Source organism: Halorubrum tebenquichense DSM 14210, from assembly GCF_000337415.1.
GTDB classification, from domain to species: domain Archaea; phylum Halobacteriota; class Halobacteria; order Halobacteriales; family Haloferacaceae; genus Halorubrum; species Halorubrum tebenquichense.
This window is the reverse complement of sequence record NZ_AOJD01000072.1, coordinates 1-20,774: the sequence shown is the minus strand read 5'-3', so window position 1 is coordinate 20,774 and position 20,774 is coordinate 1. Positions and strand designations below refer to the sequence as shown.

Annotated in this window: 23 protein-coding genes and 2 pseudogenes; 8 read left to right on the top strand and 17 right to left on the bottom strand. The window is 70.9% G+C overall.

From position 1 onward, the window contains the following. Positions 1–80 precede the first annotated feature (80 nt). The 4 genes from C472_RS13085 (at position 81) to C472_RS13070 (ending at position 2,501) form a co-directional block, all read left to right on the top strand. Positions 81–572, top strand: a complete 492-nt coding sequence (locus C472_RS13085; protein ID WP_006630323.1) for a chemotaxis protein CheW — start codon at positions 81–83, stop codon at positions 570–572. A gap of 189 nt (positions 573–761) precedes the next feature. Beyond that, positions 762–1,457 (top strand): RAD55 family ATPase, encoded by a 696-nt coding sequence (locus tag C472_RS13080; RefSeq protein ID WP_006630322.1) that lies wholly within the window; start codon positions 762–764, stop codon positions 1,455–1,457. Continuing rightward, complete coding sequence (locus C472_RS13075) at positions 1,457–1,849, top strand: hypothetical protein (RefSeq protein ID WP_006630321.1); 393 nt, start codon at positions 1,457–1,459, stop codon at positions 1,847–1,849. Before C472_RS13080 ends, C472_RS13075 begins: the two co-directional genes overlap by 1 nt. Before the next feature lie 43 nt (positions 1,850–1,892). Next, positions 1,893–2,501, top strand: a complete 609-nt coding sequence (locus C472_RS13070) for a DUF7504 family protein (RefSeq protein ID WP_006630320.1) — start codon at positions 1,893–1,895, stop codon at positions 2,499–2,501. 30 nt (positions 2,502–2,531) lie between these two features. Here C472_RS13070 and C472_RS13065 read toward each other — a convergent pair whose 3' ends face one another. Continuing rightward, positions 2,532–3,122 (bottom strand): hypothetical protein, encoded by a 591-nt coding sequence (locus C472_RS13065; protein WP_006630319.1) that lies wholly within the window; start codon positions 3,120–3,122, stop codon positions 2,532–2,534. Positions 3,123–3,253: 131 nt separating this feature from the next. Here C472_RS13065 and glmM point away from each other — a divergent pair, with 131 nt between their 5' ends. After that, positions 3,254–4,618: a phosphoglucosamine mutase gene (gene glmM / locus C472_RS13060; RefSeq protein ID WP_006630318.1), complete on the top strand. Its 1,365-nt coding sequence runs from the start codon at positions 3,254–3,256 to the stop codon at positions 4,616–4,618. Positions 4,619–4,908: 290 nt separating this feature from the next. On the opposite strand, the gene C472_RS13055 is transcribed toward glmM, so the two are convergent. From C472_RS13055 to C472_RS17580, 9 genes are all read right to left on the bottom strand, one after another. Further along, entirely contained in the window at positions 4,909–5,667 is a 759-nt protein-coding gene (locus C472_RS13055; protein WP_006630316.1) for an Sjogren's syndrome/scleroderma autoantigen 1 family protein, read from the bottom strand. Between the two features lie 94 nt (positions 5,668–5,761). Further along, a complete protein-coding gene (gene sufU, locus C472_RS13050; RefSeq protein ID WP_006630315.1) occupies positions 5,762–6,190 on the bottom strand; it encodes a Fe-S cluster assembly sulfur transfer protein SufU in 429 nt (142 codons plus the stop codon). 210 nt (positions 6,191–6,400) lie between these two features. Next, positions 6,401–6,562, bottom strand: coding sequence for a hypothetical protein (locus C472_RS17585; protein ID WP_162832668.1), 162 nt, complete (start codon positions 6,560–6,562; stop codon positions 6,401–6,403). A 208-nt stretch (positions 6,563–6,770) separates the two neighbouring features. Then, entirely contained in the window at positions 6,771–7,169 is a 399-nt protein-coding gene (locus C472_RS13045) for a thioredoxin family protein (RefSeq protein WP_006630314.1), read from the bottom strand. A gap of 72 nt (positions 7,170–7,241) precedes the next feature. Then, on the bottom strand, positions 7,242–7,523 hold the full coding sequence (locus tag C472_RS13040) for a DUF7542 family protein (protein ID WP_006630313.1): 282 nt from the start codon (positions 7,521–7,523) through the stop codon (positions 7,242–7,244). Between the two features lie 71 nt (positions 7,524–7,594). Continuing rightward, complete coding sequence (locus C472_RS13035) at positions 7,595–7,810, bottom strand: hypothetical protein (protein WP_006630312.1); 216 nt, start codon at positions 7,808–7,810, stop codon at positions 7,595–7,597. After that, positions 7,807–9,597: a b(o/a)3-type cytochrome-c oxidase subunit 1 gene (locus tag C472_RS13030; RefSeq protein WP_006630311.1), complete on the bottom strand. Its 1,791-nt coding sequence runs from the start codon at positions 9,595–9,597 to the stop codon at positions 7,807–7,809. The genes C472_RS13035 and C472_RS13030 overlap by 4 nt, the downstream gene beginning before the upstream one ends. Beyond that, entirely contained in the window at positions 9,594–10,103 is a 510-nt protein-coding gene (locus C472_RS13025) for a cytochrome c oxidase subunit II (RefSeq protein WP_006630310.1), read from the bottom strand. The genes C472_RS13030 and C472_RS13025 overlap by 4 nt, the downstream gene beginning before the upstream one ends. A 6-nt stretch (positions 10,104–10,109) precedes the next feature. Then, positions 10,110–10,283 carry a hypothetical protein gene (locus C472_RS17580; RefSeq protein ID WP_006630309.1) on the bottom strand — a complete coding sequence of 58 codons (174 nt, stop codon included), beginning with the start codon at positions 10,281–10,283 and terminating at the stop codon, positions 10,110–10,112. 97 nt (positions 10,284–10,380) lie between these two features. Between C472_RS17580 and C472_RS13020 the strand changes: the two genes are divergently transcribed. Further along, on the top strand, positions 10,381–10,581 hold the full coding sequence (locus C472_RS13020; protein ID WP_006630308.1) for a hypothetical protein: 201 nt from the start codon (positions 10,381–10,383) through the stop codon (positions 10,579–10,581). A 114-nt stretch (positions 10,582–10,695) separates the two neighbouring features. Continuing rightward, the gene (locus C472_RS13015) at positions 10,696–13,101 is read left to right on the top strand and encodes a heavy metal translocating P-type ATPase (protein WP_006630307.1); all 2,406 of its coding nucleotides are present in this window, start codon (positions 10,696–10,698) and stop codon (positions 13,099–13,101) included. Between the two features lie 17 nt (positions 13,102–13,118). Here the strand turns inward: C472_RS13015 and C472_RS13010 are convergent, their stop codons facing one another. The 5 genes and pseudogenes from C472_RS13010 to C472_RS12990 all read right to left on the bottom strand — a co-directional run bounded on the left by C472_RS13010 (position 13,119) and on the right by C472_RS12990 (position 16,669). Beyond that, the gene (locus C472_RS13010; RefSeq protein ID WP_006630306.1) at positions 13,119–13,700 is read right to left on the bottom strand and encodes a hypothetical protein; all 582 of its coding nucleotides are present in this window, start codon (positions 13,698–13,700) and stop codon (positions 13,119–13,121) included. Positions 13,701–13,825: 125 nt separating this feature from the next. Beyond that, the gene (locus tag C472_RS13005; protein WP_049906640.1) at positions 13,826–14,068 is read right to left on the bottom strand and encodes a SelT/SelW/SelH family protein; all 243 of its coding nucleotides are present in this window, start codon (positions 14,066–14,068) and stop codon (positions 13,826–13,828) included. A 69-nt stretch (positions 14,069–14,137) separates the two neighbouring features. Next, positions 14,138–15,540, bottom strand: a pseudogene (locus C472_RS13000) (heme o synthase). Between the two features lie 164 nt (positions 15,541–15,704). After that, the gene (locus tag C472_RS12995) at positions 15,705–16,157 is read right to left on the bottom strand and encodes an adenylyltransferase/cytidyltransferase family protein (protein ID WP_049906638.1); all 453 of its coding nucleotides are present in this window, start codon (positions 16,155–16,157) and stop codon (positions 15,705–15,707) included. Continuing rightward, a complete protein-coding gene (locus C472_RS12990; protein WP_006630302.1) occupies positions 16,154–16,669 on the bottom strand; it encodes a Mov34/MPN/PAD-1 family protein in 516 nt (171 codons plus the stop codon). Before C472_RS12990 ends, C472_RS12995 begins: the two co-directional genes overlap by 4 nt. A 117-nt stretch (positions 16,670–16,786) precedes the next feature. On the opposite strand from C472_RS12990, the gene C472_RS12985 reads away from it, so the two are divergent. Further along, on the top strand, positions 16,787–18,733 hold the full coding sequence (locus tag C472_RS12985) for a DHH family phosphoesterase (protein ID WP_006630301.1): 1,947 nt from the start codon (positions 16,787–16,789) through the stop codon (positions 18,731–18,733). Between the two features lie 39 nt (positions 18,734–18,772). Here C472_RS12985 and C472_RS12980 read toward each other — a convergent pair whose 3' ends face one another. After that, positions 18,773–20,521: a phospholipase D-like domain-containing protein gene (locus C472_RS12980; RefSeq protein ID WP_006630300.1), complete on the bottom strand. Its 1,749-nt coding sequence runs from the start codon at positions 20,519–20,521 to the stop codon at positions 18,773–18,775. 78 nt (positions 20,522–20,599) lie between these two features. Beyond that, positions 20,600–20,774: pseudogene (locus tag C472_RS17840) on the bottom strand (HEAT repeat domain-containing protein); the annotation flags it as partial.

Below are 20,774 nucleotides of genomic sequence, written 5' to 3'. Positions count from 1 at the left end.
AGCATAAATCCACGGACCCAGTAATCACCCCTGATAATTCAGGGGACACGATTATTTGTCGGTTGACCGCAGGGACGTGTATGGCAGCCACAGAAGCGAACGCGGAGTCGACGGGGGACGCGGAGCCGACCAAGGTGTTGGAGTTCGGTCTGGGCGACGGCACGTACTGTCTGGACATCGGCGTCATCGACGAGATCGTCGACGCCGGCGAGCTCACGCGGATCCCGAACTCGCCGGACCACGTCGAGGGCGTGATGGACTTACGGGGCCGGACGACCACGATCGTCGATCCGAAGACGCTGTTCGAGATCGACGAGAAGGGCCCCCGGGAGCGCATCGTCGTGTTCGACGACAGCGAGATCGACGAGGGCGGGACGGTCGGCTGGATGGTCGACGAGGTGTTCCAGGTCCGCGACGTTGCGCCCGAGGACGTCGACCAGAGCACCACCGTCGAGGACGAGGGCGTCCGCGGCATCGTCAAGTCCGACGACCGCTTCGTCGTGTGGGTCTCCCCGGACGTCGACGACGAGCTGGCGGCCGAACTCGGCGACGTCGAGGCCGCTGACGCGTAGGCGGCGTCGAGGCTGCGAAGGCGTAGGCGGCGGTCGAAGTCACGCCGAGGCGGTCGCCGGGAGGGGCCGAAGCGACGCGGTGCCGACGGCGCGAGCCGGGGAGCGTCGGCCGGCCGAACCACGGCTATCGGTTCTCACCCGTGAGAACCGGGTGGCAACGCTTATCAGCCGCCCAACGGGTGCGTACGTATGCGCGTCTCAAGCGGCGTCCCGGGGTTCGACGATCTCGTCGACGGGGGGTTCCCCGAGGACCGTCTGTACGTTGTGAGCGGTCCGCCCGGGAGCGGCAAAACGACCTTCTGTTCGCAGTTCGCGGCGCAGGGCGCTCGAAACGGGGAGGACGTGCTGTACATCAGCATGCACGAGACCAAGGCCGGGATCCGCGAGGACATGAGCGGCTACGACTTCGGGTTCGACCGCGCGCTCGACTCCGACCGCGTCACGTTCCTCGACTCCTTCTCCTCGGACGGCCGTCGGTTCTTCGGGCTGCCCGGGGACCGCCGCGATCGATCCGGCGTCACCAACCGCCTCACCGGGTTCATCAACTCCCGCGACATCGACCGGGTGGTCTTCGACTCCACGATGCTGTTGCGGTTCCTCTTGGACGACGACGAGGACACGATGATCCAACTGCTCTCCTCGCTGAAGCGGACCGACGCCACGACGCTGTTGATATCCGAGATGACCGACCCGAGCGCCTACTCGGAGGAGCACTACCTCGCGCACGGCGTCGTCTTCATGCACAACTACCTCGAGGACGAGGGGATGCGCCGGGGCGTTCAGGTGCTGAAGATGCGGGGAACGGACGTCGACACCGACATTCAGGACGTCGAGTTCACCGACGGCGGGCTTCGGGTCGGCTCGGCGGCGACGGTGACCCACTGATGTACGACCGCACGTTCGGCACGGACTGGGACGAGCTCTCGCGGGAGGAGGCCATCGAGCGCGCCTTCGCGTTGGGGGTCGCCGCCGGGGTCGACGAGGCCCGCCCCGACGAACTGGACCGGGTGCTGGAGGCGTTCCCCGGGAGCTACGACCGGAGCATCGTGGAGTTGGCGTACGACGAGGGGCGGACGAAGGCGTTGGAGGCGAAGGCGGAGGACGACGACCCCGAGGACGAGGAAGTGTGGAGCTCTCTCGTCGACGGCGTCGGAGCCCCGCGGGAGTCGCCGGTACCCGCGGCGCTGCCCGGCGCGATACGCGAACTGACACTCACCGAGCGGCCGCGGGAGGGGCCGCCGTCCTCGCTCGACCTCCCCTCCATGCTCCGAAAGTGATCCCTCGGAAGGGTTTTACCGAACACTCTCTCACGTTCACCAAATGACTCTGCTTCCCGACGCTGTCCGCGGTGCCGACAGCGTCCTCATCAGCGGTCCCCCGATGAGCGGGAAGTACGACCTGTTCAACCGGCTGTTGGCCTCGTGGTCCGACGGCCCGGTCGTGATCTCGACGGGGCGGACGGCGGAGAAGGTTCGCGGCGACTACGAGGAACTCACCGGAAACCCGGGCGACGACGTGGTCGTCATCGACTGCGTGACCCACGAGCAGGGCGACAAGCGGGAGGACACGCCGACGACGAAGTACGTCGCGAGCGCCGGTAACCTCACCGACATCGGGATCAAGTTCACCGACGTCGTCGAGTCCTCCGCCGGCCGCGAGCGCGCGGTCGGGATCTACTCGCTGTCGCAGCTGCTCATGTACTGGGACCCCGAGCGGATCTACCAGTTCACCAGAGTGATGACCTCCCAGACCTCCGGCGAGGGGTGGCCGTTCGTCGGCGTCCTCGGCTCGACCGCCCACGACGAGCAGGTCGTCCACACCCTCCACGAGCCGTTCGAGACCGTCGTCGAGACCCGGGTCGACGACGACGCGCGGGAGTTCCGCGTCCGCGGCCGCGTCGGACAGCCATCGGACTGGAAGCCGTTCTGAGCCGGAGTCGACGGCGGCGAGCGGGCGACCCTATCCGACCAGTTCGAACTCCACGCCGACCGGCGGGCCCCCGACGAGTCCCCAGTAGACGAACCGGTAGGTCCCGGGGCCGAGCGGCGGACACACCGTCAGGTCGACGCCGTCGACCGCGTCCGCGATCCCCGCCTCCGTCAGCGTGAGGTCCCACGAGTACGCCGAACTCACGTCGACCCGGTCCTCGCTCCGTGGGAGTTCGACCGCCTCGCCGCCCGTCCCGCCGCGGACGTCGAGCCACCCCGCCTCCGTCTCGCGCTGGACCGAGTAGGCGGACTCGCCGAGGGTGGGGGCCGGGGAGTCGCCCGTGTTCCGGAGCACGACCCGGAGCGACTGGCCGTACGTCTCCGTGGTCCCCTCGGTGGAGAGCTCCAGTTCCGTCTCGTCGGTCTCCACGGGAGTGCCGGCGACCGACGCCTCGAACGGCCGGTCGAGCCGGACGAACCCGTCCTCGTCGCAGGTCAGCGTCGCCGGCGTCCCCTCCGGTCCCTGCGGGCCCTCGCCCGCCGCGAAGTCGAGGCAGCCGGCCGTCGCGAGGGAGAGCGCGAGCGCGCCCCCGGCGAGCGCGTCGCGTCGCGTGTGGTCCATAACCGGACCGAGGGACGCCAGCGGCATGAACCGCACGCGTCGGCGCGGACGGTCGGCGCGCCGAGCGCGTCGGGATCCCCCGGTCGGGGCGGTTCGGAACCGCTTTCCCGTCGGCCGCCGGATGGCTCGGCATGGAGCTGTTCGGATCGAGCGGAATCCGCGGGGTCGCGCTGCGGTATCTCACGCCCGCGCTGGTCCTCGACATCGCGAAGGCGGCCGGGACGGTGTGGGACGCCGACCGCGTCGCCGTCGCCCGCGACACGCGGACCACCGGCGAGCTGTTCGCGAACGCGGCCGCGAGCGGGCTCGCCGCGGTGGGCTGCGACGTCGACCGGCTCGGCGTGGTCCCGACGCCGGCGGTCGGCAACTACTGCGAGTCGGCCGGGGTCCCCGCGGTCCTCGTCACCGCCTCGCACAACCCGCCGGAGTTCAACGGGATCAAGCTCGTCGGCGACGACGGCGTCGAGCTCTCGGTCGACGTGTTAGAGCGGATCGAGCGCCGCGTCCTCGACGACGAGTACGACCGGGCCGACTGGCGGGAAGCGGGCGCGACGACGCCGGTCGACGGGGTCGTCGACGACTACGCCGACCAGCTGATCGAGGCGGTCGACCGCGACGCGATAGCGGACGCCGACCTCACCGTCGCGGTCGACCCGGGCCACGGCGCGGCCTCGGTGGCCTCCCCACGGATCTACCGCGAACTCGGCTGCGAGGTGCTGACGGTGAACGCGACGCCGGACGGGCACTTCCCCGGCCGCGACTCCGAGCCGGTCCCCGAGAACCTCGCCGACCTCCGGCGGCTCGTCGCGACCACCGACGCCGACGTGGGGATCGCGCACGACGGCGACGCGGACCGGGCCGTCTTCGTCGACGAGACCGGCGCGTTCGTCGACGGCGACACCTCCTTCGCGGCGATGGCTGACGCGTGCCTCGAACCCGGCGACGCGGTCGTCAGCGCGGTCAACGTCTCCCAGCGCGTCGTCGACGTCTGCGCCGACAACGACGCCGACCTCGAATTAACCCCCATCGGCGCGACGAACATCATCACTCGGACCCGGGAGCTCCACGAGGCGGGGACGAACGTCCCCATCGCCGGGGAGGGGAACGGGGGCGTGTTCTTCCCGCCGTACCGGCTCTCGCGGGACGGCGCGTACATCGGGGCCCGGTTCCTCGAACTGCTCGCGGCCGCGGGCGGCGCGCCCGTCAGCGAGGTCGTCGCGCCGTACGCCGACTACCACTTCGTGCGGGCGAACGTCGAGTACGAGGACGACGACGAGCGCGACGAGATGCTCTCGGCCGCCCGCGCCTACGTCGAGACCGCCGACGCGGAACCGAACACGACCGACGGCTACCGCCTCGACTACGGCGACGCGTGGGTGCTCGTCCGCCCTTCCGGCACCGAACCGAAGATCCGGATCTACGCGGAGTCCGCCGACGCCGAGCGCGCCGAGCGGCTGGCGACGGACATGCGAGTCGCCGTCGAGAGCGGGCGATAACGACGGTCCACTTATAACCGAACGAGGCGGCGGCGCGTGCCTGCGACCGGTCGCCTGCGGCGACCGCGAGGAGCACGCGCGAGGTCGCCGGCGCGGAGCCCCGGCTGTCACCGGGCGAAGCCCGGTTACCCGAGGGACCGCGTCCCTCGCTGCCAGAGAACCTTCGATTCTCGCTGCCGGGTGGCGGGGGCTTCGGCGGTTTCGGTCGTAACGTCAGTTTCGTCGTATCGACCGACGAAGGTTTCTGCGGCCTCGCTCTCGGGTTCGCTGGCAGCGGTTCGTGAGGAGAGTCAGTCTAATGCCGCCAGCGCCTCGGCCGCCTCGCGGGCCGCTTCGAGGTGGTCGCGAGCGCGCCGCGGGTCGTCGGTCTCCTCGGCGGCGCGGGCGAACCGGGTCAGCGTGCGCGTCAGCGACGCGCGAGCGGCGTCGACGCCCCCCGCGTCGGCGGCCGACCGCTGGGGCGCGGACCGGGTGGACTCGGGGGATGGAGACCGAGGGCCCGCGGGCTCGGAGCGCCCGTCGGGCGACGATCGCCGCGGTTCCGCCCGCCGCGGCTCTGGCTGTCCGGACGGCGCGGCGGCCGGGGACGAAGCCGGCGACCGACCGTTCTCGGGCGCGCCGGAATCGGGCGACGCGTCGGTCTCGGCCGTTCCGGCGTGGGGGGCCACCGTGCCCGCATCGGGGGGAACCGCGCCCGGGTCAGGGTCGGCCGTGCCGGCGTCGACGCCGCCCTCCGGGGTCGCGTTCGCGGCGGGCGGAGAGTCGGCGGCGGGCGGAGAGTCGGCCGCCGAAGGGTCGGCGGCGGCCGGAGCGTCGCCCGCGTTCGCGCCGGCCGGCCCGCCGACCTCGTTCCCGCAGGAGGGGCAGAACTCGCGGCCGTCGTGGCGGAAGATCGGGTCGCCGCAGTTGTCGCAGTGGCGGTTCGTCATCGTCGCCCCCTTCAGGAGGAGCTCCGACATCCGCTGGGTGTGTTCGCGTTTCTGTTCGTCGTCCGCGAGCTTCTCGCGGAGCTTCTCTCGTTCGGCCTCCTTGTCGAACCCGTCGCTCATACGCGAACGAACGTGGTTCGCGGGCAAAAGTCCGGTGGGCTCGGGGCGAGAGGGCCCTCGGCGCTGCGGGGCGCGGCTCGCAGACGGGAACCGACTACTCCTCGGTCGCCGTGCGGTCGTGGTCCTCGGGGTCGAGCTCGCCGCGGTGGATCTTCTCGCCGTCCTGCGCGACCTGTCGCCCGAGCACCGCGCACTTCACGCGCATCGGGGAGATGTCGACGCCGAGCATCTCGGTGACGTCGTCGGTGTCCATCTCGTGGAGTTCCTCGACGCCCATCCCGTGGAGCCGCTCGGAGAGCATGCTCGCGGAGGCCATCGAGATGGCGCAGCCGTCGCCGGTGAACCGCACCGCCTCGACGGTCTCTCCCGCGTCGTCGAGGTCAACGTCCATCCGGATCGTGTCGCCACAGGAGGGGTTCTCGCCGACGTGCGTGAAGTCCGGATCCTCGAGTTCCCCGTAGTTGCGCGGGTTCTTGTAGTGGTCGAGGATCTGCTGCCGGTACATGTCCGAGCCCAGTCCCATACTGCCTCCGAGTAGGCCGCTCCAGCTCAAAAGAGTTCCGTCGAGCGCAATCGGTTATAAACCCGGACGGCCGTGGGGTGCCGCGAGGTGCCGTGCGGTTGCGGGACGGGACTCGAAGGAGGGGACGTGGGGAACGACCCCGTGGACGGGAAACGGGCGGGAGAAACCGGGGAAAACGGACTGTTCCGGCTCGCCGACCGCCCGCGGCCGTCACAGGCCGACCGAGACGACCGCGTAGAGGAACGTCACGATCGCGGCCGCCAACGCGGCGTGTCCGATCGCCCCGACTGCGACGATCAGACCGCACACGAAGCGGTCGATCGGTGCCAGCGGATCGCCGAAGACCTCGCGCTCGACGGTTGAGACCGACATGGTTTGCCTCCAAGCGGAAGATCCGCGCGATATCACTCAAAAACCTCTTAAATTCCCAACGAATAGAAACAAACTCACAGTACTTTGTTCGTTCAAACCGAAGCCCGCGGAGCGGATCGAACCGGTGCCGTGGGAGTGCCTCGTACCGAGCGGTTTCGAGCGGACGTGACGACCGACCCTTGCGCCGGAGCGCGCGACCGACCCCGACCTACGCCGCGTGCTCGTCGACCCACGCCGCGAGGTCCTCGCCCGGGACGAACCCATCCGCGCGCCGCGCGACCGGGTCGCCGTCGACGAAGAGCACGAACAGCGGAACGCTCCGCACGTCGAACCGCTCGACGAGCGGCGGGTCGTCGCGGGGGTTCACCAGCCCGACCGACACGTCCGCCGCGACGCCGCGAGCGACGTTGCCGACCACCGGCTCCATGCTCGCGCAGATCCCGCACCCCTCGGTGTGGAACATCAGGAGGGCGACTCCCGCGTCCTCGACGAAGGCGTCGAGCGCCTCCTCGTCCGGCAGGGCGGTCGGCCGAGACCGGACCGCCGACCCGCCCGCGTCCGGGCCGCCGGAAGCGCCGTCGCCGCCGGGGGCGCTGTTGGATTCCATGCCTCATGTCGGGGGCGGCCGGAGATAAACCCTCGCTCCGAGCGTCGATCGGTCGGAGGTGCCCCCTCTCGGCTACGATTCCGGGTGGGACTCCGACTCCGGTTTCGATCCCGACTCCGGCGGCCCCGGGTCGACGAGGGGTGAGTCCTCGTTCGCGCACTCCGGGCGGCCGCAGACGCCCGCGTCGGCACCGGCCCGCGAGACGCCGGCGTCCACGGACTCGATGTCCCACACGACGTCGTGGCCGGTCGCCGACTCGTGGTCGCTCACGGCGACGCGGGCGTCGCGGAGCCCGTCGTGGGTCGTCGCGAGCGAGCAGTCGCGACACCGGACCGTAACGCGCGTTCCGTCCATACGGTCGCATCGGGTCACGGGAGCATAACGACCGCGGTTGAGGCGCTACGGTGAAACGGAGGCCGGGACCGCTACGCGGGGTCGTCGCGCTCCGGTTCGGTCCGCCACCCGCCCTTCAGCGAGACGTACCAGACCGTCGCGCCGGCGAGGCCGAAGACGGCGGCCATGTAGGGGATGATCGGCAGTTCGACGCCGACGAAGTCCAGCACGGTCCGCATCTCGTAGACGATCACGCCGAAGATCGCGAGCGTCACGAGCAGCCCGCCGCGGCTCACGTCGACGGTCACCGAACCACCTCGACGAGCGAGGCCGAGGCGTCGGTGACCGCGCCGACCAGCGGCGTCGCGGCGTCAGCGAGCGCGTCGAACACGGGCGCGACCCACACCGGATACGTGCCGACGCCGGGACCGAGCAGACCCCCGCGCTGGATGATCGCCGCTATCGGGAGGGCGTACGCGAGGACGACCAACACGACCGCGATGCTCACCCACAGGCGGAGGTTATCGAGCACCTGCGGGGCGTCTTCCGAGCCGGAGACGGGGCTCGGAAGCGGCTCCGCGAGCCCGGACACGCGAGGGTTCCCCATCGTCAACGCGAGGTTCCCGAGGAAGAGGATCGTCGAGACGAACAGCAGCGTCCCGCCGATCGCGATCTGGACGTTCAGCTCCTCGAATCCGCCGAACATCGTCGGGTAGTCGAAGCCGGAGTACTCCGGTTCCGCGGTCCGCCGCGGGACGCCGAGCAGCCCCTGGGCGTGCATCGCGTTCGACATCAGCGCCATGCCGATGAACCAGAGTACGACCTGGAACAACCCGATCTGACTGCTGAATATCGGCTTGTTGCTGATCTGCGGCCAGATCCAGTAGGTCCCGGCCATCATCGTCAGCGCGACCGCGGTCCCGACGGTGAGGTGGAAGTGGCCGGGCACCCACAGCGTGTTGTGGATGAGGTAGTTGATGTTCATCCCCGCGTTGACCATTCCCGAGAAGCCGCCCGCGGCGAACATCAGACCGGCGAGCATCATGCCGGTGAACTCCGGCTTGCGCCAGGGGAGGTTCGTGAGCCAGCCGAGCAGCCCGGTGCCGCCGTTCTGACGAGCGCCGTACTCGACGCTCGCGACGACGGTGAACGCCGTGAGCAGGCTGGGCAGCAGCAGGAACATCGTGTTCGTCATCGAGATGAACTTGAACCCCTCGGCGATGCCGGGGTCGAGGTACTGGTGGTGGATCCCGACCGGGGTCGAAAGCAGGAGGAACAGCACGAACACCACGCGGGCCAGCGGGTCGCTGAACAGTCGCCCCCCGGCGATTTTCGGCAGAACCGTGTACCAGAGCATGTACGCCGGCATCAGCCAGAAGTAGACGACCGGGTGGCCGAAGAACCAGAACAGCGTCCGGGTGAGCGTCGGGTTCACCTGGTCGATCAGGCCGAGCGACCACGGGAGCAGGAACAGCAGCACGGAGGCCGCCACGGCGGACGTGGCGATGTACCACATCGTCATGGTCGTCAACACCATGAACGTCTGGAGCGGAATCCGTTGGTCGGGATGGTCGCTCCGCCACGCGAGGAACGTCCGGAACCAGTCCGCGCCGGCGATCCACGTGCCGACGATGAACACCACGAGCCCGGTGTAAAACAGCGGATGCGCCTGAAGCGGCGCGTAGAAGGTGAACAGCACGTCCGCGCTCATGTCGATGGAGTCGACGAACCCGGCGAGGATCGAGATTCCGGTGAGCGTCATGCCGACCGCCATCAGCCCGTACCACGTCCACGTGATCTTGATGTTTATCAGCGGCCGATCCAGACTGCGCGTCAGCGCCCAGGTGAACAGTCCGACGAGGAAGAAGATCGTGAAACTGATCACCATGAACACGCCGTGTGCGGTGAGAACGGTATAGTAGTCCGTCGAAGGGATGATCCGCGCGACGTCAGTCCGGTGGAGCGTCTGGATGATGCCGAATATCGCGCCGAGGAACAGCGCGAAGAAGGCGCTCAGGAAGGCCGCGCGAACGACGCGCGCCTCGTCGGGGAACTTGTCGACGAACGTCTGCTCGGCCTCGAGAGCGGTACTCACGCCGAGTCACCCCCTCGGTTCTCGAACTCCGACTGGCTCACGACGTGGAGCTTCCCCTCCATGACGTGGTGGCCCGCGCCGCAGTACTCGTTACAGACGATCCCGTACTCGGCTGGTTCGTCCGTCTCGACGGTTATCTCCGAGACTTCGCCGGGAACGATCATCGTGTTCGCGTTCGTGCCCACGACCTCGAAGCCGTGGATCACGTCGCGAGAGGTGACGTGTAACGTCACGGTGCTGTTCGCCGGCACGACGATCGGGGAGGGTTCGAAGGCGAACTGGTAGGCGACGACGTACGCCTCGTACTCGTTCTCGCCGACCTGCTCAACGCGGGGCTCGGAGAACCGCTCGTCCTCGTCGAGCGCCCCCGAGTCGACGGTCTGCTGCGTGTCGGCGACCATCGCCACGCCCGGACCCACCGCGCCGTACGTCACGGTTCCGATGAGCGCGAGGATCAGCACGATCGACAGCGCGAGCCAGAGCTTCTCGTAGGCGTGAATGTGCACGTCTGATCACCCCACTACGACGAGGTCCCGCCCGAGGAACTCCACGTAGTAGATGTACACCCACGCGAGCACCAGAATCGCGAAGTAAATTCCGATGAGCGTGAGCGTCCCGATCGGGTCGAACTCCTCGCCGCCGCCCACGTCCTCCGCGCCAGCGTGTGCGGTCTCGTTTTGGCCCATAGGCGGCGTTGTGTTCAGGGAAACATATAATGTCTACCCGTTCTCGGACCCTGAAAACACGGGTATTATATATTCCCCGAGACCGACAGGACACGGTATGGACTTCTCGATCCAACGGGCCGTGCTCCTCGTTCTCGGCGGCCTCGTCCCCGCGATGGTGTTCATCGCCAACCGCGCGGAGTTCGTCGTGGCAGTGACCATGGTGAACGTCCTGCTCATCTGGGCGAGCCTCCGGATCGCGACCGGCGGGAGCCTGCCGGGATTCGGCGGCGACGCGGCCGACCCGGAACACGCGTAGCCGACCCGGAACACGCGTAGCCGACCCGGAACGGCGTCGTCGACCGGAACGCGCCGAGGCGAGACCGACGGACCGGGGAGGCAACACCCGGCGAAACGGCGGAAACGACCACTCATGTCACGCTGTACGCTCTGTGACCTCCCGACCGGGGACGACCCGCACACGGCCCCCGACGTCGACGGCGAGTTCTGCTGTCGGGGCTGTCTCGCGGTCGCGCGCTCGCTCGACGACGTCGATGACCTCGAGGACCTCGACGCGCGGCGACCCGACGCGACCCCGGGCGAGGGGTTCGACGGCGAGACGACCTTCCTCCACGTCGACGGGATGCACTGCGCGACCTGCGAGTCGTTCTTGGAGATGACGGCCGGCGAGCAGGAGGGGGTCACGGCCGCCGAGGCGAGCTACGCCACGGACACGATCCGGGTCGACTACGACCCGGAGACCGTGGACGCGGACGAGCTCCCCGACCGGCTCTCGGTCGCGGGCTACACCGCGAGCGACCGTTCGGACCCGGACGACGGGGACGACGACGCGGTCGTCCGCTTCCTGATCGGGGGTGGATTCTTCGGGATGATGGCGATGCTGTGGTACGTCCTCTTCCTGTATCCGACGTACTTCGGGTACGATCCGATCGTCGATCTCGGCGGCGTCTCCGGGACCTACCTCTTCGCGCAGATCTGGCTGTTCGCCTCGATCGTGCTGTTTTACACCGGGTACCCGATCCTGCGGGGCGCGTACGTGAGCCTGCGGGCGCGGCAGCCGAACATGGACCTCTTGGTGTCGCTCGCGGCCGCGAGCTCGTACGCGTACAGCACGCTCGCGCTGCTCGTCGGCCGGACAGACCTCTACTTCGACGTCACCATCGCCGTGATCTTGGTCGTCACCGCCGGCAACCACTACGAGTCGATCATCAAGCGCCGGGCGACCGGAATGCTCGCCGATCTGACGACGACCGAGGACCGCACCGCGCGGACGGAGGCGGGCGACGTCGTGGCCGCCGGCGAGGTCGCCCCCGGCGACCGGCTCCTCGTCCGCCCCGGCGAGCGCGTGCCGTTCGACGGGACCGTCGCCGAGGGGACCGCCGCGGTCGACGAGGCCCTGATAACCGGCGAGTCGCTGCCGGCGACGAAACGCGAGGGGGACGCGGTCCGCGGCGGCACCGTCGTCACCGACTCGCCGGTCGTCGTGGAGGTCGGCGAGGACGCGGCCAACACCCTCGACACGCTCGTGCGCCTGCTGTGGGAGATCCAGAGCTCCCGGTCCGGGATCCAGCGGCTCGTCGACCGCCTCGCGACCGTGTTCGTCCCGCTCGTCGTCGCGGTCGCGACCGTCGGCGCGGTCGCCACCCTCGCGCTCGGTTCGCCGCCGGTCGACGCCGCGCTCGTCGGGCTGACGGTGCTCATCGTCTCCTGCCCCTGCGCCCTCGGGCTCGCGACCCCGCTCGCGGTCGCCGCCGGGATCCGCGACGCCGCCGGGCGCGGCATCGTCGTCGTCTCCGACGCCGTCTTCGAGGCGGCCCCCGACGTGGACACCGTCGTCCTCGACAAGACCGGGACCCTCACCGACGGGGAGATGCGGCTGCTCGACGCGACCGCCGAGCCCGGGACCGGCCTCGACCGCGTCCGCGAGCGCGCGGCCGCCGTCGAGCGCGCCTCGGTCCACCCGGTCGCCGAGGCGATCGTCTCGGGAGTTCACGGCGGCGATCGGGGCCGAACCGGGGACCGGGCCGCGACCGACGGCGGGACCGCGACCGCGGACTCGGCCGGGTCGCCCGACCCCGCCGCGACCGACGTCGACGTCCGCGACCGCGGGGTCGTCGGGCGGGTGGACGGCGACGAGGTCGTCGTCGGCCACCCGTCGCTGTTCGAGGAGCGCGACTGGTCGGTCGGCGACCGGCTCCGCGAGGCCGGCGCGGCCGCCCGCGACCACGGGAACGTCCCCGTTTACGTGGGCTGGAGCGGGCGGGCTCGCGGGGTCCTCACCGTGGGCGACGAGGTGCGCGAGGGATGGGAGTCGGTCGTCACCGACCTCGACGCGGACGGCCGGCGGGTGGTCGTGCTCACCGGCGACGCGCCCGCGGCCGCGCGGCAGTTCGCGGACCACCCCGCGATCGACGAGGTGTTCGCCGAGGTGCCGCCGGAGGCGAAGGCCGAGACGGTGCGGCGGCTCGGGGCCGACGGCCCGGTCGCGATGGTGGGCGACGGGAGCAACGACGCCCCCGCGCTCGCCGCGGCCGACGTGGGGGTGTCGATCGCCTCCGGCACCGACCTCGCGGCCGACGCCGCCGACGCCGTCCTGCTGGAGGACCGCCTCGCCGCGGTCCCGGAGCTGTTCGCGGTCACGCGCGGGACGAACCGGCGGCTCAGACAGAACCTCGGCTGGGCGTTCTGCTACAACGCGGTCGCGATCCCGCTGGCCCTGTCCGGCGCGCTCAACCCCCTGCTCGCCGCGCTCGCGATGGCGTCGAGCAGCCTCCTCGTGGTGACGAACTCCGCGCGGGCGGTGTTCGACCCCGACTGACGCCCCGCGCTAGCCCGTCAGTTCGCGTCGCCGTCGGGCCCGCCGGCCGTCGCTCCTCCGCCCTCGCTCTCGTCGCGTCCCGCCGGGAGGAGCCGCCGCGCGAGCGCCCCGAGCCGCTTGTACGCGAGGTTGACGTAGAGGCCGGAGAGGAAGACGACGCCGACGACGAGCGGGACGTCGTCGACGCCCCGCCCGAGGACGATGTCCGAGAGCAGGTAGATCCCGACGCCGAGCGGGAGTGCCGCCGGCAGCCGGAAGTTGTAGCGCACGAGCGTGCCGACCGACACGTCGAACCGCTCGATCAGCGTCGTGAACACGAATCCGAGCGCGCCGAGCAGGCTGAACAGGGGGACGGCCGGGGGGACCACGCCGGGCGAGAGCCGGTCGATACCGGCGAGCGGCGCATCGATCGCGAGCGACGCCGCGGCGGCGAGCGCGACGGTGAGGAGGAGGTCGACGGCGATCACCGCGATCCCGAGCGGCGACCGGTACCAGGTCCGGTCGAACCGCGACGGTTCGCCGTCGCTCGCGGCCGAGCCGCCGATTGTCGAACCGTCGGCAGCGACCTCGCCGGGCGTCCGTTCCGATGCGTCCGACATCGACCGGCGGTTCGTCGGCCACCGACAATTAGTTTGTCCCGCGAGAACGCTCGCAGAAATGTCCGAACCGAGCGGTCGGAGCGCGTGACCCGATCAGAGAGCGGCGAGAGCCGGCGGGTCGGCGGTCACGCGGCCGCGCCGACGTGGGGCTTGACCGCGCGGACGATGGCGTCGACGTCGTACTCGTCCTCCTCCTTGTCGAAGACGACCTCGTCGCCGGCGCGGACGACGAACACGCCGGCGTCGCCCGTCACCAGCGCGACCTCGTCGATCGACTCCCCGAACTGCTTGAGGATCGCCTCAGAGACGTCCTGAGCGCGGTTCAACATGCCGCACGGTACGCAGTACTCGATTTCGACGCGTGTCATACGAACGCTGATAGGAGGCGAGAGGTGTTAAAACGGGCGGGCCGTCGGAACCGGGTTCCGAGGCCGGCGTCAGACCACCAGCGCGTCGAAGACGACGGCGAACAGCAGCAGGCCGAGGTAGGCGTTCGAGGCGTGGAAGGCGCGGAACGCCGCGCCCTCGGTCTGCTCGTAGTGGAGCCGGACGACCGCCCAGAGGAAGACGGCCCCGACGGCGACCCCGACGGCGGCGTACAGCGCGCCGAGCGGGTCGGCAGCCGCGGCGAGCGCCACANGGCGACCAGCGTCGCGCCGAGGTACCAGAGGATGTGGCGGCGCGTCGCGGTCTCGCCGCGGACGACCGGCATCATCGGGAAGCCGCCGCGCTCGTAGTCGTCCTTGTACGCTAACGCGAGGTTGTAGAAGTGCGCGGGCGTCCACAGGAAGATCACCGCCGCGAGCAGCAGCCCGCCGCCGCCGACCTCGCCGGTGACCGCGGCCCAGCCGATGAGCGCCGGCAGCGCCCCGGCCGCGCCGCCGATGACGGTGTTTTGCACCGTGTTGGGTTTCAGGATGAGCGTGTAGACGACGCTGTAAAACACGATCGCGACCAGCCCGAGCGCGGCCGTCAGCGGGTTCACGGTCCAGAACAGCCCGAGCGAGACGAGCGTGAGGAGTCCGCCGAACGCGAAGGCGTGCGAAACGGGGACGAGGTCGGTCGCGAGCGGGCGGTCGCTGGTCCGCTGCATCCGCTTGTCCACGTCGCGTTCGAGGACGTGGTTGAACGTCCCGGACGCGCCGATCGAGAGCGCCCCGCCGGCGAGCGTCGCCGCCACGACCCGGGCCGTGAAGCCCGAGCCGCCCGCGAGCGCCATCGCCGCCGCGGCGACGAGGCAGAGCAGCCACATCAGGCGCGGCTTCATCAGCCGGAAGTACGCGGACGCGGTGGCCTTCAGCCTCGGGACCGTCGCGGACGGGATCTCCGGCTCGGGGGCCTCCTCGATCGGCGGGAGGTCGCCGGTGCCGGGCTCGAAGTCGTCGGGCGCGTCGCCCGGCTCGCCGGTCTCGGCCTCCAGCCACCAGGCGAGTGCGGCGAGGACGGCACCGAAGATGGCGACCCCGAGAAGGAGGTGCGCCGAGCCGAGCGCGTCGGGGAGGGCCCCGAGCGCGACGAGCGCGCCGACCCCCGCTTGGGCGGGGTAGACGACGAGCGCGGCGAGGAGCGCCGCTCTGACCCGGCGGTCAGCGCCGTCCCGCCACGCGAGCGCGGCGGAGAGGGCGACGAGGAGGCCGACGGCGACCGCGAGGACGCGGTGGCCGAGCGCGATCCACCCCTCGGTCGACGCCGGGAGGGCGGCACCGTTCCCGCAGGCGGGCCAGCCGCCGCAGGCGGTCGCCGCCTCGGTGAGAGAGGTGGTCGCGCCGACGACGACGAGCAGGTACACGCCCATCGCGGCCGCGGCCAGCACGGCGGGGAATCTGTCGGGGATGTTCACTCACCTCGATTTGGAGGCCAGTCCATTTAGATGCCGCGCTTCCGCTTCTGTCGGAGACCCGCTCGGGACGGTCCAGCAGAGTCGCTCGGCGGCGGCCGACGGCCCGTGGCGTCCGACCCGACGGCGGGCTACGAGAGCGCGGCTGGCCACGAGGGCGCGGCGGGCTACGAGGACGTCGCGTCCGCCCCGTCGCCCCGCTCCCGGAGGATCCGGTCGACGATGTCGCCGCTGGAGAGCAGTTCGTCCTCGTAGTTCGGCTCGCGGCCCGACGCGCGCTCGACGCGGCAGTCGATGCCGCGCTCCGCGAGCGCGCCCGCGATGTCGGCCTCGTCGTGGTGCTGGTCGAACCCCAAGACGATCACGTCGGGGTCGAGCCGCTCGATGGGGACGAACACGTCCTCGGGGTCGCCGAGGTGCGCCTCGTCGACCGCGTCGAGCGCCTCGACCATGTCGCGCCGCTGCCGGGCGCACAGCACCGGCGCGGGCTTGTGCGTGACGTTCGGTCGGCGGGCGACGATGGCGTGGAGCTCGTCGCCGTGGGCCGCGGCGTCCTCCAGGTAGTGGACGTGGCCGGGGTGGAGCAGGTCGAAGGTCCCCTGCGCGACGACCCGGGTCATCGGAACCACGAGAGGAAGCCGCCGTCGTCGCGGTCAGCGAGCTCGCGGTCGATGTCCTCCTGTGTGAAATCGAAGAAGTGCTCGTCGGGCACCTCCACGTCGAGCACGTCGAGGGTGGTCTGGTTCCCCTCGTTGTCGAACGCCTTCCAGTCGCCCCACCCGTAGGGCGCGCCGACGATGATGTGGACCTCCCCCTGCCCGAAGGTGGCGAGGTCGGCGTCGCTGGGGCGCAGCGCCCCGTTCGGGTGCGAGTGGACCGAGCCGACCGACCGCATGTCGTTCGGCTTCATGTGGCTGCGGACGCTGGCGCTCGTGGGGCTCGACTCCGTCCCGGGAATGACGAGCACGTCGGTTATCACCTTCCCGTCCCGGTCGAGGTCCAGCTTCCGGGCGTCGTCCGCGCGGAGGAACCCCATGTACTCGTTGGGGTGCGTCTCCTCGCTCGCCTCGAGGACGAAGTCTAAGGTCTCTCGGGCGATCCCGAGGAGCTCGTCCGAGCGGAACAGTCGCATGTGCGAGACAAGTCGCCGTCGCCTCATAGGGGTTCCGGACCGCGGGACCCGGCGGCGACGTACCGCCCCGAGCGGCGAGAGAACAGGCTTAACACCGGCCGTTCCCGAAAGATGTCTATGAGCGAAAACACCGCCGGAGGTTCCGGCACGCGAGGCGATTCGAGCCTCGAACCCGACGCCGACGCGGCGGAGGGGGCGGCCGACGACCGGCCGACCGTCTACGATCTGGCCCCGGACTGCACCCTCGAAGACGCCGCGGTCGACGCGCTGTACCACGCCGAGGTCAACGGCGTCGTCGACTACGGCGTCTTTGTCGATCTCTCCGACGCCGTGAGCGGCCTCGTCCACGAGTCGAACCTCGACGGCGACTACGCGGTCGGCGACCGACTGGTCGTCCGGCTCACCGAAGTGAAGGAGAACGGCGACGTGGCGTTCGACGACGTCGACCCCGACGACTACCGCACCGAGACCGTCGCCCACGAGCCGACCGTGTCGCGGGTCCGCGGGCTCGCCCCCGGCGACGAGGTCACCGTCGAGGGCGAGGTCGTCCAAGCGAAACAGACGGGCGGCCCGACGATCTTCGCCGTCGCGGACGCCTCGGGCGTCCTCTCCTGTGCCGCCTTCGAGTCCGCCGGCGTCCGGGCGTACCCCGAGATCGAGGTCGGCGACGTGGTCCACGTCAGCGGCACGGTCGAGACCCGAGAGAACGCCCTCCAGCTGGAGGTCGACTCGCTGAAGCCGCTCCCGGACGAGCGCGCCGCCGAGGCCCGGGAGCGCTACGAGGCGGCCCTCGACGAGCGGGCCGAGCCGGCCGACCTCGATCCGCTCGTCGAGTGGGAGGCGTTCGAGCCGATCCACGACGACCTCCGCGAGCTGGCCCGGCTCCTCCGCCGGACCGTGCTCGCCGGCCGCCCGATCCGCGTCCGCCACCACGCCGACGGCGACGGGATGTGCGCCGCGATCCCCGTCCAGCTCGCCTTGGAGAACTTCGTCGAGGCGGTCCACGGGGACCCCGACGCGGCCCGGCACCTGTTCAAGCGGCTCCCGAGCAAGGCCCCGTACTACGAGATGGAGGACGTCACCCGCGACCTCAACTTCGCCTTGGAGGGGCGCGCCCGCCACGGCCAGAAGCTTCCCTTCCTGTTGATGCTCGACAACGGGTCGACCGAGGAGGACGTCCCCGCATACGAGAATCTCGCGCACTACGACATCCCCATCGCTGCCGTCGACCACCACCACCCCGACCCCGAGGCGGTCGAGCCGCTGCTCGACGCCCACGTCAACCCGTACCTCCACGACGAGGACTACCGGGTCACCACGGGGATGATGTGCGTCGAACTCGCGCGGCTCATCGACCCGTCGATCAGCGGGGAGCTAGAGCACGTCCCGGCGGTCGCCGGGCTCTCCGACCGCTCGAAGGCGGAGGCGATGGACGACTACGTCGCGCTCGCTGAGGACGCGGGCTACGAGGAGTCCGACCTCCTCGACATCGGCGAGGCGCTCGACTACGCCGCCCACTGGCTCCGCTACTCCGAGGGGAAGACGCTGGTCAACGACGCGCTCAACGTCGGCTGCGACGACGAACAGCGCCACGAGGAGCTCGTCGAGTTCCTCTCGGACCGCGCCGAACGCGACGTGGAGCGCCAGCTCGACGCCGTCGACGACCACGTCGAACACGAGCGGCTCGCCTCCGGCGCGCACCTCTACCGGATCGACCTAGACGAGTACGCCCACCGGTTCACCTACCCCGCGCCGGGGAAGACGACCGGCGAACTCCACGACCAGAAGGTGAAGGAGACCGGCGACCCCGTGATCACCATCGGCTACGGGCCGGACTTCTCCGTCCTGCGCTCGGACGGGGTCCGCCTCGACATCCCGAACATGGTGACCGAGCTGAACGAGGAGCTGCCCGAGGCCGGCGTCTCCGGCGGCGGCCACCTCGTCGTCGGTTCGATCAAGTTCGTGAAGGGCCGCCGGAGCGAGGTGATCGAGGCGCTCGTCGCGAAGATGGCGGACGCGGAGATCGACGAGGCGCTCTCCTCGACAATCGCGCTCGACGACTGACCGCGACGACTCCGGTCCCGCTCCGTTCTCGGTCCCGCGTCACCCGAACGCGACCCACCGCCGAGCGACCGCTCCGGCACCCGCGAGCGCGACGCCGAACCCCGCGAGGAGCCCGAGCGGGAGGTGGACGCCGCCGCCGCGCCAGTCGGCCGCGTACGCCCGGGCGTAGAACTCCGCCACCGACTCGTTCTCGACCGCGAGCAGCACCTCGCGGTTGGTCGTCTCCGCGCTCGGGTTCCAGTTCAGGCTGCCGACGACCGCGGTGTCGTCGACGACGAGCCCCTTCGCGTGGACCTTCCCGTACCGGCCGCGCCCCGCCGCGAGATCGACCGCTATCGGCTCGTCCGCGAGCGACTCCGAGAGGTTGCGGTTCGCCTCCCGGTCGTACCACGCGTCGGAGAGCAGCAGGTGGACGTCGACGCCGCGGTCGGCCGCGCGCCGGAGCGCCCGGACGATCCGGTCGTCGGGACCGCCGACCCGCGGCGCGAGCGCGAGGACCCGCTCGTCGGCGGCGTCGATCCGGGCGACGATCCGGTCGGCCGCGTTGCCGGGCGCGGTCAGCACGGTCACCTCCGCCGTCGCGGGCGCGGGCGGCGCGTCGAACCGCGTCGGGTACGAGCCGTTCGCGCGCCCGCCGTCGTGCAGCTCGGTGTCGGCGCGGAACTCGCGCCACGAGCGAGCGTCGCGCGCCCCGAAGTCCCCGCGGAACAGCGCTGCCAACTCGTCCGCGACGGTCGCGTTCCGCCCCGCTTCGGTCGCGTTCCCGCCGCCGCCGCCGCCCTCAACGCGGACCCCCCAGCCGCGGTTGCTCCGACCGCCGGTGCCGGACCGCTTCCAGTTCTCCGTGAGCACGACGGCGTCGTCGTCCGCGACCGCGTACTTCGGGTGGTGGAAGCGGAACCGCTCGACCTCGCCGTCGAGGATCCGGACCTCGACGCCGGCGGCCGTCAGTCGGTCGAGCAGCCGCGCGCTCCGGGCGGGGAAGCCGCCCACCGGTGACCCTTCGAGCAGAACGCGGACGCGGACCCCGCGATCCGCGGCCGCGACGAGCGCGTCGGCGACCCGCTCCGAGGTCAGGGTGTAGCCGGCGACGAACAGGCGGTCCTCGGCGGCCCGGAGCGGTTCGACCGGGACGGCGGGGCTGTCCGGGAGCACGAAGGGAGTCACGGCCGCGTCCCGGACCGGCTTCGCCGAGCGGGGCTCGTACCCCCGCGGTCGCCACTCGTCCCAGTCGGCGCGCCAACGGTATCCCTCGCGGGCGCGGTCGTAGGCGGCGACGTCAACCGCGGTCCCGTTCCGCCGGAGTTCGATCCGGTCGCCCGACGCCGACAGCGGGAAGTGGTCGGTGAGGCGGCGGATCGCGGGGCCGTCCGTGGCGTTCGGACCCGCCGACTCGGCGTCGCGTCGGAAGCCGTCGCGGATCGACGCGGTCCGGTTCGGCGCGGTCGACAGCACCACCCTCCCACTCGCGTTCGCCGGGATCCGAGCGTCGTGATAGCCGTCAGAGAGCGACCAGTTCCCCGGTTCCGGAAGGGCGACGACGAGGTACTCGCCGCGGTTCCCCTCGGTCGTCGGGTTCGGGTACAGTTCGACGATCCCGGGCTCGCGGGCGTCGTCGGAGGCGTTGGTCGGCGTCGACCCGATCTCAGCGGGAGGAGCGGCCGGCGTCGGCTCGGCCCCCGCGGGAGCGGCCGCCGCCGAGAGGGGACAGCAGCCGACGCTCGCCGCGGCGACGAGCAGGACGAACGCCGCGACGCGGGACGCGCGGCTCGGGCGGCTGAGCGGCACGGAGGACGTGGCGGCGGTATCCGGCAAAAGGGTTCGCGGTCGGGACGGGCGGTCGGGGTCGAGTCAGGGGAGGCCGCGTCAGGCCGTCGCGGCGGGTTCGGGCTCGTCGTCGAGCGCGTCGCGCGCCTTCTCGCCCTCGGTCGAGACGATGAAGGAGTGCTCGTCGGCGTACTCGGCGGCCGCTTCGAGCGCCTCGCGGGTGCCGATCTGGCGGAGCGCCCAGCCGGCGGCCGCGCGGACGTCGTCGGACGGG

Bases quoted from the DNA above. Each gene is read 5' to 3' on its own strand.
- C472_RS13085 (WP_006630323.1), top strand. From the start codon at position 81: ATGGCAGCCACAGAAGCGAACGCGGAGTCGACGGGGGACGCGGAGCCG.
- C472_RS13080 (WP_006630322.1), top strand. From the start codon at position 762: ATGCGCGTCTCAAGCGGCGTCCCGGGGTTCGACGATCTCGTCGACGGG.
- C472_RS13075 (WP_006630321.1), top strand. From the start codon at position 1,457: ATGTACGACCGCACGTTCGGCACGGACTGGGACGAGCTCTCGCGGGAG.
- C472_RS13070 (WP_006630320.1), top strand. From the start codon at position 1,893: ATGACTCTGCTTCCCGACGCTGTCCGCGGTGCCGACAGCGTCCTCATC.
- C472_RS13065 (WP_006630319.1), bottom strand. From the start codon at position 3,122: ATGGACCACACGCGACGCGACGCGCTCGCCGGGGGCGCGCTCGCGCTC.
- glmM (WP_006630318.1), top strand. From the start codon at position 3,254: ATGGAGCTGTTCGGATCGAGCGGAATCCGCGGGGTCGCGCTGCGGTAT.
- C472_RS13055 (WP_006630316.1), bottom strand. From the start codon at position 5,667: ATGAGCGACGGGTTCGACAAGGAGGCCGAACGAGAGAAGCTCCGCGAG.
- sufU (WP_006630315.1), bottom strand. From the start codon at position 6,190: ATGGGACTGGGCTCGGACATGTACCGGCAGCAGATCCTCGACCACTAC.
- C472_RS17585 (WP_162832668.1), bottom strand. From the start codon at position 6,562: ATGTCGGTCTCAACCGTCGAGCGCGAGGTCTTCGGCGATCCGCTGGCA.
- C472_RS13045 (WP_006630314.1), bottom strand. From the start codon at position 7,169: ATGGAATCCAACAGCGCCCCCGGCGGCGACGGCGCTTCCGGCGGCCCG.
- C472_RS13040 (WP_006630313.1), bottom strand. From the start codon at position 7,523: ATGGACGGAACGCGCGTTACGGTCCGGTGTCGCGACTGCTCGCTCGCG.
- C472_RS17580 (WP_006630309.1), bottom strand. From the start codon at position 10,283: ATGGGCCAAAACGAGACCGCACACGCTGGCGCGGAGGACGTGGGCGGC.
- C472_RS13020 (WP_006630308.1), top strand. From the start codon at position 10,381: ATGGACTTCTCGATCCAACGGGCCGTGCTCCTCGTTCTCGGCGGCCTC.
- C472_RS13015 (WP_006630307.1), top strand. From the start codon at position 10,696: ATGTCACGCTGTACGCTCTGTGACCTCCCGACCGGGGACGACCCGCAC.
- C472_RS13010 (WP_006630306.1), bottom strand. From the start codon at position 13,700: ATGTCGGACGCATCGGAACGGACGCCCGGCGAGGTCGCTGCCGACGGT.
- C472_RS13005 (WP_049906640.1), bottom strand. From the start codon at position 14,068: ATGACACGCGTCGAAATCGAGTACTGCGTACCGTGCGGCATGTTGAAC.
- C472_RS12995 (WP_049906638.1), bottom strand. From the start codon at position 16,157: ATGACCCGGGTCGTCGCGCAGGGGACCTTCGACCTGCTCCACCCCGGC.
- C472_RS12990 (WP_006630302.1), bottom strand. From the start codon at position 16,669: ATGCGACTGTTCCGCTCGGACGAGCTCCTCGGGATCGCCCGAGAGACC.
- C472_RS12985 (WP_006630301.1), top strand. From the start codon at position 16,787: ATGAGCGAAAACACCGCCGGAGGTTCCGGCACGCGAGGCGATTCGAGC.